This is a genomic window from Pseudomonas fakonensis (assembly GCF_019139895.1).
Lineage (GTDB): Bacteria > Pseudomonadota > Gammaproteobacteria > Pseudomonadales > Pseudomonadaceae > Aquipseudomonas > Aquipseudomonas fakonensis.
The window spans coordinates 4,378,772-4,393,488 of sequence record NZ_CP077076.1 but is presented as its reverse complement, the minus strand read 5'-3'; the positions used below and the strand labels follow the sequence as shown (position 1 = coordinate 4,393,488).

Here is a 14,717-nt window from a genome sequence, read left to right as displayed (position 1 = left end):
TTCGATTTCTTCGGCGGCAACGCCAATGGTGGTGAAGACTATGCAAGGCAATTTTGCGGCAGACCAGGCAACCCCGCTACGCGAGCGCTTGACGCTGGTAGTGATGACGCACAACCGTCAGGCGTTCCTGCAACGCACGCTGCAGTACTACCAGGACTACCCGTGCTCGATCCTGGTACTGGACTCCTCGACCGAATCGGCAGCGGCAATGGCTGCCCAGTACCCGGGCGTGGAATACCTGCACTTGCCGCAGTTTTCCTACATGGGCCTGCAGGCCAAGCTGACCTATGGCGTAAACCTGGTGCGCACGCCGTACATGGCGTTCGCCGCCGATGACGACTTCCTGCTGTTCGACGGCATGAACCAGTCGCTGGACTTCCTGGATGCCAACCCTGACTACGGCCTGTGCCACGGCTACTGCCTGAACTACCTGGCCCAGGCCACCCAGGTGCTCTACCACCGGCGCAATAAAAAGGTTCGCGAAGACTACGCCGAACCGCGCGCCGAGCAGCGCCTGCTGGACTTCATGGGCGAGTTCATCCCGCCGTTCTACGCCATCACCCGCACCGCGCTGCTGCAGCAGTGGTTCGAGCTGCTGCCAGCCGGTACCAGCTTCGAGTGGCAGGAAATCGGCCATGCCTACTTCCTGCTGACCAATGCCAAGGCGCGCCTGCTGCCGATCCCCTATGCGGTACGGGAAACCAACTACGGCGTTTCGGAGCACAACACCGAGGTGTATCACGTGCTGGCGTTTACCGATGCCAAGGCGGTTGCCGAGCGTGAACGCTACGCCGACTTCTTTGCCGGCCTGCCGACCGCTATCGAGGGCCTGGACCATGCGGGCCGGCGCCAACTGGCGCTGGACAGCTTCGCGACCATGGCCGACGGCTTGCTCAAGGGCCGGGCACTGACCCTGGAGCTGCTCTGGGTGTCGAGTTGGGCCGACCCATTGAAGCCGCCGGTGCGTACCTTCCAGCCTGTGCAGTACGTCGAGATGCCGTTCTACAACCAGGCCTTCTTCGACCAACTGACCGCGTTCGAATTCCTGATCCACGCCATGCCGGCCGGCCGCCTGCAGTTGCAGGAGCTGGAGCCGCTGCTGCTGCGCCAGGAGCAGCTGCTGCAGCCCCAGGCCAACGACACGCCGGGCACGGTGTGGTCGCGCCTGTGGGATGCACTCAAGCGCAATGCGTTCAACCGCGAGGTGGTGCGCGGCCTGGCCGAGCAGCTGCGCGAGCGGGGGGATACCGAGGACAGCCAGGCGCTGTTCGCCTGGCTGGAGCGCCTGAACAGTGTGCCGCACCAGAGCGGCCGGCAACTGCTTGGCAACATGCGTTCCGGGCGTCTGCTCGACTGGCTGCAGGCGCGCAAGCCCGATGCCGCTGCGCAAGGCGCCATCGCCGAGCACCTGGCGCTGCACCAGGGCGGGCCGCAGTTCGGCATCCTGCTGCTGGACCTGGACAACAACCAGACCGCACTGCAGGACACCTTCGACAGCCTGGTCGGTGGCCTGAGCAAGGCGTTCCGCATCATGGTGTTCACCACTGGCGAGCCGCCGATGGCCACCTCGCTGCACAACACCCTGCACTTCATCAAGGTCAGCCGCGAGGACTATGTCGAGCGGATCAACCAGATCGCCCGCCAGACCTCCTGCGAATGGCTGCTGCTGGCCGAGGCCGGTGACCAGTTCACCGCCACCGGCCTGCTGCGCGCCGGCCTTGAGCTGATGAACGCGCCAGAGTGCCGTGCGGTCGCGGTGGACGAGATCCAGCGCCAGGCCAACGGTGCCTGGCACGAACTGCTGCGCCCAGGGGTCAACCTGGACCTGCTGCAAAGCAACCCGGCGCTGATGGCGCGCCACTGGCTGCTGCGCCGTGAGGCGCTGGTGGAGGCGGGCGGTTTCGACCAGCAGTTCGTTGACGCCCTGGAATACGACCTGCTGCTGCGCCTGATCGAGCGGGGCGGCCTCAACGGCTTGGCCCACCTCGATGAGCCGCTGCTGATTACCGCCGTACCGCAGGCCGGGGACGACGAGCATGCCCGCCAGGCCCTGAGCCGGCACCTGGTGAGCCGTGGCTACAAAGCCCAGGTCAGCGCGCCACAGGCGGGCACCTTGCGCATCGACTACCGCCATGTCGAGCGGCCGCTGGTGAGCATCCTGCTGCTCAGCGAAGACAACCTGGAGCCGCTGCAACGTTGTGTCAGCAGCATCCTGCAGCGCACCCGCTATGCCCGCTACGAAGTGTTGATCGCCGACAACGCCAGCCAGTCGCCACAGCTGCTCGAGTGGCTGGCGCAACAGCAGCAGGCGGCTGGCAAGGTGCGCGTGCTGCAAAGCGCCGAGCGGCTGAGCCCGGCGGCGCTGCGCAATGCTGCTGCGGCCCAGGCTCAGGGGGAATACCTGGTGCTGCTGGCAGCCGATGCCGAAGTGGTCAATGCCAACTGGGTCGAGAGCCTGCTCAACCAGGCGCAGCGCCCCGAGGTGGGGGTGGTTGGTGCCAAGCTGCTCGACGCAAAAGGCAAGCTCGGCCAGGCCGGCCTGCTGCTGACGGCCGATGGCCAGGTGTTGCCGGCCTTTGCCGGCGAAGGCGCGGAGGCGACCGGCTACCTGCAACGCCTGGCGGTGGAGCAGAACTGCACGGCAGTGTCCGGGGCTTGCCTGATGATCGGTAGCGAGCTGTACCGGGCGTTGCAGGGCCTGGATGAGCAGGCATTCGCCAGCGCCTATGGCGATGTCGACCTGTGCTTGAAGGCCGCTGCCGAGGGCTTGTTGACGGTGTGGACGCCGCAGGCGCAAGTACGCAGCTTCAGCGTGCAGGCCGAGGATCCGGCGGCGCTGGCAGCTTTGCGCGACAAGTGGTCGGCACAGTGGCTGGGCGCGGTCCAGGGGCGCGACCTCAAGCCGGCTTCGGCGGCGTTTGACTGGCTGCAACTGATCGCCTGATCGCCGGGGTAAGCCCGCTCCTGCAGGATTGCGCCAGCGCTATGCCTGCAGGAGCAACGGTCTTGCTCAACTTCTAAACGCCGACTCGATTTTTGTGGGAAGCGGCCTTGCCGGGGCGCCGTCCGGTCGAGATTGGGCTGCGCAGCAGCCCCGGCGATTGTGCAGGGTGGCAAAGATCCTGGGGCCGCTTCGCAGCCCAATCGCGACACAAGGCCGCTTCCCACAGGATCGCCCAGAGCCTGAATCAGGCGCTGTACCTGTGCCGCCTTCACCCCACTTTCCGCCTCGCCGGGGTGACGCGCCCGGGCAAAATATGCGATTGTCTGCAATATTTCGTGACCTATCGGTCAGAGCGGGCATCTCCCTCTTTAATCGTTAATGGGGCCGGCGTGCATTTGCCGCTCGCCTGCGCCACCCGTGGGGCGGCGGATTCCGTTTTTTTCAGGCGCTGCCCCAGTCATCCGGGCGGTGGTATTGAGCTGTTTTTTATTGGGAAGCCATGATGATCGGCATTAAAAGCATCGCGAGCTACGTGCCCGCTGCCGGCCTGGACAACTACGCGCAAGGCGCAAAATTCGACAAGGATGAAACCTTCATCCTCGGCAAGATCGGCTCGGCCTTCCTGCCGCGCAAAGCTGAAGAACAGGAAACCTCCGACCTGTGCGTCGAGGCCGTCAACAACCTGTTCGCCGCCAACCCCGAACTCAAGCGCGAAGCCATCGATGCGCTGATCGTCGTCACCCAGAACGGTGACGAAGAGGGGCTGCCGCACACCGCCGCCATCGTCCAGCACAAGCTCGGCCTGCCGACCCATGTGGCGGCCTTCGACATCTCCCTGGGTTGCTCTGGCTACGTTTACGGCATCTATGCGCTCAAGGGCTTCATGGAAGCCGCAGGGCTGAAGAACGGCCTGCTGGTCACCGCCGACCCGTACTCCAAGATCGTCAACCCCGAAGACCGCAACACCACCATGCTGTTCGGTGATGCCGCCACCGCTACCTGGATGGGCGAAGACGCCGCCTGGCAGCTGGGCAAATCGAAGTTCGGTACCGATGGCGCGGGCGCACCCTACCTGAAAGTCACCGACGGCGAGTTCTACATGAACGGCCGCCAGGTGTTCAATTTCGCCCTGGTCAAGGTGCCGGCGCACCTGCACGAGCTGCTCGACGAGTCGGGCCTGCACAACAGCGACATCGACGCCTTCTGCATTCACCAGGGCAGCGCGGCGATCGTCGATGCCGTGGCGCGGCGCTTCGAGGAAGAGCCGGAGAAGTCCGAGGCACACAAGTTCGTCAAGGACATGCTGGAGACCGGCAACACCGTGTCGTCGAGCATTCCGCTGCTGCTGGAAAAGCGCCTGCACGACAGCACCTGGAAGCGCGTGGCCATCAGTGGCTTCGGCGTTGGCCTGTCGTGGGGCTCGGCCATTCTTCACCGGGCTGAATAAACCGGCGTAGTCAGGTAGGCTTCAGCGTTTTGCAGGTAAGGGAAGCTCGAGCATGAGCGAATTTTTCCAGGCGAACGCTGAGGTGCTGCAGGCACGCTGGCCGGCGCTGTTCGAGCGCCTGCAGCAGCAAGCGGGCGAGCCGCTCGAAGCTGAGCTGGTGGAGGGGTTGGGTTCAACCCTGAGCATCTCTGGTATTCAGCTCACCAGCCGTCATGATCGGGTTGCCGAGGCGCGCCTGCAGGCCGCCAGCCTTGCCGAAGACAATGAGGTGGTTAACCTCTACGGCGTGGGCCTTGGCGACTTGCCCAGGGTGTTGCTGGAGCGCCCAGCCCTTCAGCGTCTACGGGTATTTCTGCTCAACGGCGCGTTGTTCGCGCTGGTGGTGCAGCTTCTGGATCATTCCGACTGGCTGCTCGACCCCCGCGTCGAGCTGGCGTTTGCCGGCGACAGCAGCGAAATCCAGCTGCCGTTTTTCGCCTTGCCCTCCGAGCTGGTGCTGGCCGACGACTTCAGCGCAAAAATCCGCGACCGGCTGATCAGCGAGAGCCACCTGGCCTACAACAATCGCCGCTTCGATGTGGCGGATGCGCGGTTGCAGGGGCTGCTTGAGGCAAGCCTGCCGCTGCTGCAGCAGGATCCGGATGTCGCCAGTTTGTTCGGCTCTGCGCAGGGTCGGGACTGCTACGTAATCGCCACTGGCCCGAGCCTTGCCCGGCATCTGCCGGCGCTGGCGGCCATTCGCGGGCGCGCCGAGCGGCCGCTGCTGATCTGTGTCGACACCGCTTATCTGCCCTTGCAAAGGGCTGGCATCCAGCCCGACATCGTCGTCAGCGTCGATCACGCCATCCGTATCAGTCACCTGCCGCCGCAGGGCTCGCAGGGCACTGCGCTGGTCTACATGCCCATGCTCGATGTCGAGCTGCTCGGCCAATGGCAAGGCCCGCGTTACAGCGCCTATTCCGCCAGCGCGCTGTATGCGCAGGTGCGTCAGCAAATCCCTCGCGCCGAACTGTTCGTCGGCGGCAGCGTGCTGCACCCCGCGGTGGATCTGGCGGTGCAGCTTGGGGTGAAGCGCATCACATTGTTCGGCGCCGATTTCGCCTTCCCGGGCGGGCGCACCCATACTGGCTGGGAGGATGGCGCCCTTGGCCCGTCGATCACCCATGCCAGCCACTGGGTGCTCGACGGGCATGGCCAGCGGGTGCGCACCCAGCTCAACTTCCGTGGTTACCTGATCGAGCTTGAGCGCTTCATTGCCCGCCACCCCGAGGTGCGCTTCTTCAATACCAGCCGAGACGGCGCATTGATTGCCGGTACCGAGTTCGATGCGGAGTTCTGTTAATGAGTGCAAGCAGTCAGGTGGAGGCGGCCCGCGAGTGCGCCGCACTGATGCGCCTGGGGCGCGATGTAGAGGGCGGTGTGCGCATGGTCGAGCTGTTCGAGGCGGTGCTGCCACAGCTCGAGCCGCAGGCCGGCACAGTGCTGCTGCAGGCCATGCTCGATGCACAGCAGCGCCAGGACTGGTTGGCCCTGGCTGATTATCTGGAATACGAGCTGGTGCACCTGATCGGGCAGGGTGCTTCGCACTAAAGTGTGACGTGCGTCACACTTGATTTTTTAAGCGGGGCGCGCGGGGTGGGCTGGAAGGCGCGGAATACAAGGGGTGGCGCGGTGATGGCATTTTTTTTTGCGAAACCCCTAAAGCAACTTGCAAAACCGACGATAACCATTACGAAGGTTCTCTAGGCCACACCCGGCGGATGCCAGGGCCGGAAGCCGCAGTATCCATCCAACGAGGAATTCGTCATGGCTTTAACCGTAAACACCAACACCACTTCGCTGGGCGTGCAGAAGAACCTGAACAAAGCTTCTGACGCTCTGGGCACCTCGATGACCCGCCTGTCCTCGGGCCTGCGCATCAACAGCGCCAAAGACGACGCTGCCGGCCAGCAGATCGCTACCAAGCTGCAGACCATGGTTACCGGTACCACCGTTGCCATCAAGAACGCCAACGACGGTAACTCGATCACCCAGACCGCTGAAGGCGCTCTGTCGGAAATCACCAACATCCTGCAGCGTATGCGTGAGCTGGCTCTGCAAGCTCGAAACGACTCGAACGGTACCACTGAACGCGCCGCTCTGAACAAAGAGTTCGCTGCCAAGTCCGACGAAATCACCCGTATCGCTTCGTCCACCACCTTCGGTACCAGCAAGCAACTGCTGGACGGTTCGGCTGGCGACATGGAGTTCCAGGTTGGCGCGATGACTGGCACCAGCCAGACCCTGACCGTTTCCCTGAGCACCTCGTTCGCAGCTTCGACTCTGGGTGTTGGCACCGGTACCCTGTCGATCTCGGGCACCACCGACGCCGCTGTTCACACCTCGGCTGACGCTGCAATCGACGCAATCGACACCGCTCTGCAAACCGTGAACGACACCAAGTCGGACCTGGGTGCCATCCAGAACCGCTTCCAGTCGACCATCAACAACCTGCAAAGCATGAACGAGAACTCGGCTGCCGCCATGGGTCGCGTTCAAGACACCGACTTCGCCGCAGAAACCGCTCAGCTGACCAAGCAGCAAACCCTGCAGCAAGCTTCGACCGCAGTTCTGGCCCAGGCCAACCAACTGCCATCCGCCGTACTGAAACTGCTTCAGTAATAGCGCGATGAAATCAGCGAGAGGGTGCCTGCGCACTCTCTCGCTTTTTACTTTCAGAGGTGATGCACGATGGACATAAGCGTAAAGTCGAGCCCGTCGTATCCGGTGTCGTCGGTAGCCGGCAACATGCATAAGGATGATGCTGCGCTCAAGGCCTTCGGCCAGGTCCGTGACGCATCGCAGGTACAAGACGCTGCCGCTCCCGGCAGTGAGGCCGAGCTACACTCGGCGGTGAAGGAAATACAGGATTTCGTCCAGTCGTTGCAGCGCAACCTGGAATTCTCGGTGGATGACTCCACCGGTACATGGGTCGTCAAGGTGGTCGCCCGCGACAGCGGTGAAGTGATTCGCCAGATCCCCTCGGAAACCGCGCTGGAACTGGCCCGCAGCCTGCAGGATGCCAACAGCGTGCTTTTCGACATCAAGGCCTGACGGCTGGCCGGCCGATTCGCCCCTTTAGTTGCAGGGGGGGGTTGAGCTTGTTGGCGTTAACCAGATAAGGAGTTTGTAATGGCAAGTCCAATTCTACCGAGTTTGGGCCTGGGTTCCGGCCTCAATACTACGGCCATTGTGGAGGCCCTGGTTAATGCTGAGAAAACCCCCAAGCAAAGCCAGCTCGACCGCCGTACCTCGGCCAACACCGCGTCGATTTCGGCGGTTGGTGGCCTCAAGAGCGCGCTGACGGCGTTCAAAAGTACGCTGGAGAAGCTCAACAGCGCTACTGACCCGGCGTTCCTGGGGTCGGTGGCTACCAGCTCCAACGACAAGACCGTCAAGGCCACTGCCGGCAGTTCCGCGGTCAATGGCAGCTATTCGGTACAGGTCTCGCAACTGGCTACCGCCTCGCGGGTGGCCAGTGACCGTTACACCGACAGCAGCTCGGTGGTGTCTGCCAGTGGCGGCACCCTGACCCTGACCCAGAACGGCACCAGTTTCGATGTCACCATCCCGGCCGGCGCCACGCTGCAGCAAACCCGTGACGCCATCAACGCCCAGGCGACGTCCAAGGGTTACACGGCCAACATCGTCAACGACGGGCAGGGCTCGCGCCTGGTGTTGAGCTCCGACACCATGGGCAAGGACTCGGACATCTCCGTCACTGGCGTGATGACCATCGACCCGGCTGCTGAAATGACCGCTGCCGGTGGGTCTGGGCGCGTTGGCGAGCTGGCCAAGGATGCCGAATTCAACATCGATGGCATGGCCCTCACCAGCAAGTCGAACAAGGTCGAGAACGCGATCAGCGGCATGACCTTCGAGCTGCTGGCCAAGACCGACACCAACTCGTCGGTATCGATTGGCGTGACCGCCAACACCGACGGCCTGAAGACCTCCCTGCAGTCTTTCGTCGACGCCTACAACTCGCTGGTGCTGAACATCAACACCGTGAGCAAGTCGGTGCAGGGTGCCGACGGCACCTGGAATACCCCGGCGCTGGCGGGTGACTCGGCCGTGCGCAGCATCCTGACTGCGCTGCGCAACGAGCTGGTGGTTCCGGCGACGTCAGGTTCCGGGCAGCTGACCGTACTGTCGCAGCTGGGTATCAACACCTCCCAGGCCAGCGGCATGCTGGAGTTCGACAGCACCAAGTTCACCAAGGCCATCAACGATCAGAAGCTCGGTGGCGAGGTGCAGAACCTGTTCAACGGTGATGGCGGCGTGCTCGACCGCATGACCAAGGCCATGGAGCCGTTCTCGACCAGCGGCGGCGTGCTGGACACCCGCAACAAGTCGCTGGAGTCGGCGAAAAAATCGCTGGAGCTGGAGCAGACCGCCCTGGATGCGCGTATCAAGGACCTCGAGGCGTCGTTGACCAAGAAGTACAACAACATGGACACCCTGGTCGGCCAGCTGAACTCCCAGCGCGACACCGTGACGTCCATCTTCGAGGCGATGGCGGCTCAGCAGAAGAACTCCTGACCGGCAGGCCCGGCATGGACCGAGGCTGAAAAACCAACGCCAAAAGCCCGACGAAGCGTGACGCTCCGTCGGGCTTTTTGTATTCTCGCTAAAGTTTTTTGACGCCGCGCCGATAGCCCGGTCATACAGCAACCCCCGTGGTGACGAGGTACCCATGAACCCAATGTTAGCCCTTCGGCAGTACCAGAAGATCGGCGCCCAGGCGCAGACCTCCGAGGCGAGCCCGCATCGTCTGGTGCAAATGCTGATGGAAGGCGGCCTGGACCGTATCGCCCAGGCCAGTGGCTCCATGCAACGCAAGGACCTTGCCGGCAAGGGTATTGCCATCGGCAAGGCCATCGGCATCATTGGCGGCCTGCGGGACGGCCTTGACCGCGACAACATGACCGATGAACTCAATCGCCTCGACAACCTCTACCTGTACATGACCCGCCGTCTGAGCGAGGCCAACATGCACAACGACCCGGCTATTCTGGAGGAGGTCCGCGGCTTGCTGGCCACCGTCAAGGAAGGCTGGGATGCGGTCGGCGGGCAGTCGACGGCACCTTGAGCCGGGAGGTTGTATGAGCGAGGTGATCGAGCGTATCGAGCGAACCCGGGATGCGTTGCTGGCAGCGTTGGCCAGCCGTGACTGGGATGCGGTCGGCGCTCTCGACCTTGAGTGCCGTATTTGCGTCGAGGATGTGCTGGCCGAGGCGCTGGTCAACGAAGTCGAAGTGCGCGCCAGCCTGGAAGAGCTGCTGGAGGTTTACCGTCAGCTGATCGACGTGGCAAGCGGTGAGCGTCAATCGATAGTCGACGAGATGGCGCAGTTACGTCAGGCAAAAAACGCGGCGAAGGTATACCATCTGTTCACCTGACCACGAATAACACGAGAAATAGCGCGCCATTAAATTGACTGCACGCTGTTTTTTGACTTAACTAGTGGCTGTTTTCGAATTTCAGACGTCCGAACACTGACCATTCAGTCGGAATGATGTCGAGCACGCCCCACGGGCGCCGATATGACTAGGGAAGTTGCTATTGCATGTGGCGTGAAACCAAGATTCTCCTGATCGATGACGACAGCGCCCGCCGCCGCGATCTGGCGGTGGTCCTGAATTTCCTCGGCGAAGAAAACCTGCCGTGCTCCAGTGACAACTGGCAGCAGACGGTCGAGGCCTTGTCGTCGAGCCGCGAAGTGCTGTGCGTGCTGATCGGGGCGGTAAATGCTCCAGCCGGTGTGCTCGGGTTGCTTAAGACAGTGGCAGGGTGGGATGAGTTCCTTCCAGTGCTGCTTCTGGGTGAAATTTCTTCGGCGGAGTTCCCTGAGGACCTGCGCCGCCGTGTGCTGTCCAACCTCGAGATGCCGCCGAGCTACAGCCAATTGCTCGATTCGCTGCACCGGGCTCAGGTCTATCGTGAGATGTACGACCAGGCCCGCGAGCGCGGTCGCCAGCGCGAGCCCAACCTGTTCCGCAGCCTGGTTGGCACCAGCCGTGCCATCCAGCATGTGCGGCAGATGATGCAGCAGGTGGCCGATACCGACGCCAGTGTGCTGATTCTGGGTGAGTCCGGCACCGGTAAAGAGGTGGTGGCGCGCAACCTGCACTATCACTCCAAACGCCGCGAAGCGCCGTTCGTGCCGGTCAACTGCGGTGCCATCCCGGCAGAATTGCTCGAAAGCGAACTGTTCGGTCACGAGAAGGGCGCCTTCACCGGGGCCATCACCAGCCGTGCCGGGCGTTTCGAGTTGGCCAACGGCGGCACGCTGTTCCTCGACGAAATCGGCGACATGCCGCTGCCGATGCAGGTCAAGCTGCTGCGGGTGCTGCAGGAACGCACATTCGAACGCGTGGGTAGCAACAAGACCCAGAGCATCGACGTGCGCATCATCGCGGCCACCCACAAAAACCTCGAAAGCATGATCGAGGACGGCACTTTCCGCGAAGACCTGTACTACCGGCTGAACGTCTTCCCCATCGAGATGGCCCCGCTGCGCGAGCGCGTCGAGGACATCCCGCTGCTGATGAACGAGCTGATTTCGCGTATGGAGCACGAGAAGCGCGGCTCGATCCGCTTCAACTCCGCCTCGATCATGTCGCTGTGCCGCCACGGCTGGCCGGGCAACGTACGCGAGCTGGCCAACCTGGTGGAGCGCATGGCGATCATGCACCCCTACGGGGTGATCGGTGTGTCGGAGCTGCCGAAGAAATTCCGCTACGTCGACGACGAAGACGAGCAACTGGTCGACAGCCTGCGCAGCGACCTCGAAGAGCGCGTGGCGATCAACGGCCATACGCCAAGCTTCGCCAACCCCGCCATGCTGCCGCCAGAAGGCCTGGACCTGAAGGACTACCTCGGCAGCCTCGAGCAGGGCTTGATCCAGCAGGCGCTGGACGATGCCAACGGCATCGTCGCCCGGGCCGCCGAACGCCTGCGCATCCGCCGCACCACGCTGGTGGAAAAGATGCGCAAGTACGGCATGAGCCGCCAGGGCGGCGAGGAACAGGCGGAGGATTGACGGTTTCACTGCCCCTGTAGGAGCCGGCTTGCCGGCGATGGCGTCTGCAGGCACAACACCGTTGTCTGATAGGGCGCAATCGCCGGCAAGCCGGCTCCTACAAGGGCAAGTCGGCCTTGCTCGGCGCCAATCCCCCATCCCCGGCACGGCTATTGCTACACCGCTGGCATCACACCGTTTTTATGACGGTCAGCCATGCGAGAGAGCACGATGCCCCAGGCCGCCCACAAGTCCCGAGTTCCTGCTTTGCAGGCGAGCATCCCGGTCGAGCAGGAAAGTCGGCTGGGCCTCGAGCAGGCGTTCGCCCTGTTCAACCAGGTTTCCACCCAGCTTACCGAGTCCTACGGCATGCTCGAGGCGCGCGTCAGCGAGCTCAAGGGCGAGCTGGAGGTGGTCAGCGCGCAGCGTATGGCTGAGCTTGGCGAGAAAGAGCGCCTGGCCAACCGCCTGCAGAACCTGCTGGATCTGCTGCCGGGCGGGGTGATCGTGATCGACGCCCAGGGCTACGTCTGCGAGGCCAACCCGACCGCCTGCGAGCTATTGGGCGAGCCGCTGATCGGCCAGCTGTGGCGCCAGGTGATCGCCCGCAGTTTCGCCCCGCGCAAGGATGACGGCCATGAAGTGTCGCTGCGTGACGGCCGCCGCCTGTCCATCGCCACCCGTTCGCTGGACGCCGAGCCTGGCCAGCTGGTGTTGCTGACCGATCTGACTGAGACCCGTCGCCTGCAGGACCAGCTGGCGCGCCACGAGCGGCTGTCTTCCCTGGGCCGCATGGTGGCCTCGCTCGCCCATCAAATCCGCACGCCGCTGTCGGCGGCGATGCTCTACGCCGGCCACCTGGCCGATGGCGAGCGCGACCTGCCGTTCGAAACCCGTCAACGTTTTGCCAGCAGCCTGAAAGAGCGCCTGCTGGAGCTGGAGCACCAGGTGCGCGACATGCTGGTGTTCGCCCGCGGCGAGCTGCCGCTGGGCGACCGGCTGACCCCGAAGGCGCTGTTTCAGGCCTTGCAGCATGCGGCCCAGGCCCATGTACAGGGCCATGCGGTGCGCTGGCAGTGCGACACCCAGCTGGGTGAGCTGCTGTGCAATCGCGACACCCTGGTCGGCGCCTTGCTCAACCTGATCGACAACGCCCTGCAGGCCAGTACCGAGCCCGCGCGCCTCAAAGTGCACCTGTACCGCCGCGAGCACAGCCTGCACCTGTGCATCAGCGATGCCGGCACTGGCATCGACGCCGAATTGCTGGCGCGCCTGGGCGAGCCGTTCCTCACCACCAAGGCCACCGGTACCGGGCTGGGCCTGGCGGTGGTGCAGGCTGTGGTACGTGCCCACCAGGGCAGCCTGAGCCTGCGTTCCAAGCCCGGGCGCGGCACCTGTGCCCAGGTGGTGCTGCCGTTGATCGGTGCGCAGGAGGCGCAGTGATGGATATCAAGGTATTGCTGGTCGAAGACGACCGTGTATTGCGCCAGGCCCTGGTCGATACCCTCGAGATCGGCGGTTTCGCCCACCGCGCCGTGGGGTCGGCCGAGGAGGCCATCCAGGCAGTGGGTGAGGAGCCGTTCAGCCTAGTGGTCAGCGACGTCAACATGCCCGGCATGGACGGCCACCAGCTGCTGGCGCAACTGGGGCGCAACCACCCCGAGCTGCCGGTGCTGCTGATGACCGCCCATGCTGCGGTCGAGCGCGCCGTGGATGCCATGCGCCAGGGGGCGGTGGACTATCTGGTCAAGCCTTTCGAGCCCCGTGCGCTGATCAGCCTGGTGGAGCGCCACGCCGCAGGCCAGCTGGGAGACGCCGAGCAGGACGGCCCGGTGGCCAGCGAGCCGGCCAGCCGGCAGTTGCTTGAGCTGGCCGCGCGCGTGGCGCGCAGCGACTCGACCGTGCTCATTTCCGGCGAGTCCGGCACCGGCAAGGAAGTGCTGGCGCGCTACATTCATCAGCAGTCGCCCCGTGCAGCGGCGCCGTTCGTGGCGATCAACTGCGCGGCAATCCCCGACAACATGCTCGAGGCCACCCTGTTCGGCCACGAGAAGGGCTCGTTCACCGGCGCCATCGCCGCCCAGCCCGGCAAGTTCGAGCAGGCCGATGGCGGCACCTTGCTGCTCGACGAAATTTCGGAAATGCCCCTGGCCTTGCAGGCCAAGCTGCTGCGGGTGCTGCAGGAGCGTGAAGTGGAGCGGGTAGGGGGGCGCAAGCCGATCGCCCTGAATATTCGCGTGCTGGCCACCACCAACCGTGACCTGGCTGGTGAAGTCGCCGCCGGGCGTTTCCGCGAAGACCTGTACTACCGCCTGTCGGTGTTCCCCCTGGCCTGGCGCGCCCTGCGCGAGCGCCCGGCCGACATTCTGCCGCTGGCCGAGCGCCTGCTCGCCCGCCATGTCGGCAAGATGAAGCACGCCCCGGTACGCCTGTCGGCTGACGCGCGCGCCTGCCTGCAGGCCCATGCCTGGCCGGGCAACGTGCGTGAACTGGACAACGCACTGCAGCGTGCGCTGATCCTGCAGCAGGGCGGGGTGATCGAGGCGGCGGATTTCTGTCTGGCAGGCGTCATTCCGTTGTCGAGCCCGGCGGTGGCCACTACGGTGCCATTATCCGATGATTTGACGGTCGAGGCGGGTGGTCTGGGCGATGACATGCGCCGTCATGAATACCAGATGATCATCGACACCCTGCGCGCCGAGCGCGGGCGTCGCAAGGAGGCGGCCGAGCGCCTGGGCATCAGCCCGCGCACGCTGCGCTACAAGCTCGCACAGATGCGCGACGCAGGGCTCGATGTGGAAGCCAGCCTGTTCGGCTGATACACCGTTTTGAATGACCGATGGGCGGGCTGGCACTCCTCTTGCTAGTTCCAGCCTATCCGCTGCATGACTGTCAAAAAAATGCGGCCGCCGGAGAGAGAAGTCCATGACCCAAGGTGTTGAATTCAATCGTCTGATGTTGGACATGCGTGCCATGCAGGCCGATGCCATGTCGCTGCCCAAAGTTGCTGCCGCCCCCGAGCTGGCGCCGGGGCAGAGCAGCTTCGCCGACATGCTCGGCCAGGCCATCGGCAAGGTGAACGATGTGCAGCAGGCTTCCACCCAGCTGTCCAACGCCTTCGAGATCGGCAAGAGCGGTGTCGACCTGACCGACGTGATGATCGCCTCGCAAAAGGCCTCCGTGTCGTTCCAGGCACTGACCCAGGTGCGTAACAAGCTGGTGCAAGCGTACCAGGACATCATGCAGATGCCGGTTTAAGGCGA

The 14,717-nt window shown here is 63.8% G+C and carries 13 protein-coding genes; all 13 read left to right on the top strand.

The annotated features are described in order from the left end of the window. The first annotated feature begins 40 nt into the window (after positions 1 to 40). The 13 genes from KSS94_RS19260 (at position 41) to fliE (ending at position 14,712) form a co-directional block, all read left to right on the top strand. Positions 41 to 2,944 (top strand): TIGR00180 family glycosyltransferase, encoded by a 2,904-nt coding sequence (locus KSS94_RS19260; protein ID WP_217839668.1) that lies wholly within the window; start codon positions 41 to 43, stop codon positions 2,942 to 2,944. A gap of 502 nt (positions 2,945 to 3,446) precedes the next feature. Further along, the gene (locus tag KSS94_RS19255; protein ID WP_217843627.1) at positions 3,447 to 4,391 is read left to right on the top strand and encodes a ketoacyl-ACP synthase III; all 945 of its coding nucleotides are present in this window, start codon (positions 3,447 to 3,449) and stop codon (positions 4,389 to 4,391) included. A 52-nt stretch (positions 4,392 to 4,443) separates the two neighbouring features. Continuing rightward, positions 4,444 to 5,733 carry a motility associated factor glycosyltransferase family protein gene (locus tag KSS94_RS19250; RefSeq protein ID WP_217839667.1) on the top strand — a complete coding sequence of 430 codons (1,290 nt, stop codon included), beginning with the start codon at positions 4,444 to 4,446 and terminating at the stop codon, positions 5,731 to 5,733. Then, a complete protein-coding gene (locus KSS94_RS19245) occupies positions 5,733 to 5,981 on the top strand; it encodes a hypothetical protein (RefSeq protein ID WP_217839666.1) in 249 nt (82 codons plus the stop codon). Before KSS94_RS19250 ends, KSS94_RS19245 begins: the two co-directional genes overlap by 1 nt. Positions 5,982 to 6,197: 216 nt before the next feature. Further along, positions 6,198 to 7,052, top strand: a complete 855-nt coding sequence (locus KSS94_RS19240; RefSeq protein ID WP_217839665.1) for a flagellin domain-containing protein — start codon at positions 6,198 to 6,200, stop codon at positions 7,050 to 7,052. Positions 7,053 to 7,121: 69 nt separating this feature from the next. Further along, entirely contained in the window at positions 7,122 to 7,484 is a 363-nt protein-coding gene (locus tag KSS94_RS19235) for a flagellar protein FlaG (protein ID WP_217839664.1), read from the top strand. 78 nt (positions 7,485 to 7,562) lie between these two features. Continuing rightward, positions 7,563 to 8,972: a flagellar filament capping protein FliD gene (gene fliD, locus KSS94_RS19230; RefSeq protein WP_217839663.1), complete on the top strand. Its 1,410-nt coding sequence runs from the start codon at positions 7,563 to 7,565 to the stop codon at positions 8,970 to 8,972. Between the two features lie 154 nt (positions 8,973 to 9,126). Further along, entirely contained in the window at positions 9,127 to 9,522 is a 396-nt protein-coding gene (gene fliS, locus KSS94_RS19225) for a flagellar export chaperone FliS (RefSeq protein WP_217839662.1), read from the top strand. Positions 9,523 to 9,535: 13 nt separating this feature from the next. Continuing rightward, positions 9,536 to 9,832: a flagellar protein FliT gene (locus tag KSS94_RS19220; RefSeq protein ID WP_217839661.1), complete on the top strand. Its 297-nt coding sequence runs from the start codon at positions 9,536 to 9,538 to the stop codon at positions 9,830 to 9,832. Between the two features lie 167 nt (positions 9,833 to 9,999). Next, positions 10,000 to 11,475, top strand: a complete 1,476-nt coding sequence (fleQ, locus tag KSS94_RS19215) for a sigma-54 dependent transcriptional regulator (protein ID WP_217839660.1) — start codon at positions 10,000 to 10,002, stop codon at positions 11,473 to 11,475. A 210-nt stretch (positions 11,476 to 11,685) separates the two neighbouring features. Continuing rightward, complete coding sequence (locus KSS94_RS19210) at positions 11,686 to 12,897, top strand: sensor histidine kinase (protein ID WP_217839659.1); 1,212 nt, start codon at positions 11,686 to 11,688, stop codon at positions 12,895 to 12,897. Beyond that, entirely contained in the window at positions 12,897 to 14,273 is a 1,377-nt protein-coding gene (locus tag KSS94_RS19205) for a sigma-54-dependent transcriptional regulator (protein ID WP_217839658.1), read from the top strand. Before KSS94_RS19210 ends, KSS94_RS19205 begins: the two co-directional genes overlap by 1 nt. A gap of 106 nt (positions 14,274 to 14,379) precedes the next feature. After that, the gene (gene fliE, locus KSS94_RS19200; protein WP_217839657.1) at positions 14,380 to 14,712 is read left to right on the top strand and encodes a flagellar hook-basal body complex protein FliE; all 333 of its coding nucleotides are present in this window, start codon (positions 14,380 to 14,382) and stop codon (positions 14,710 to 14,712) included. Positions 14,713 to 14,717 lie beyond the last annotated feature (5 nt).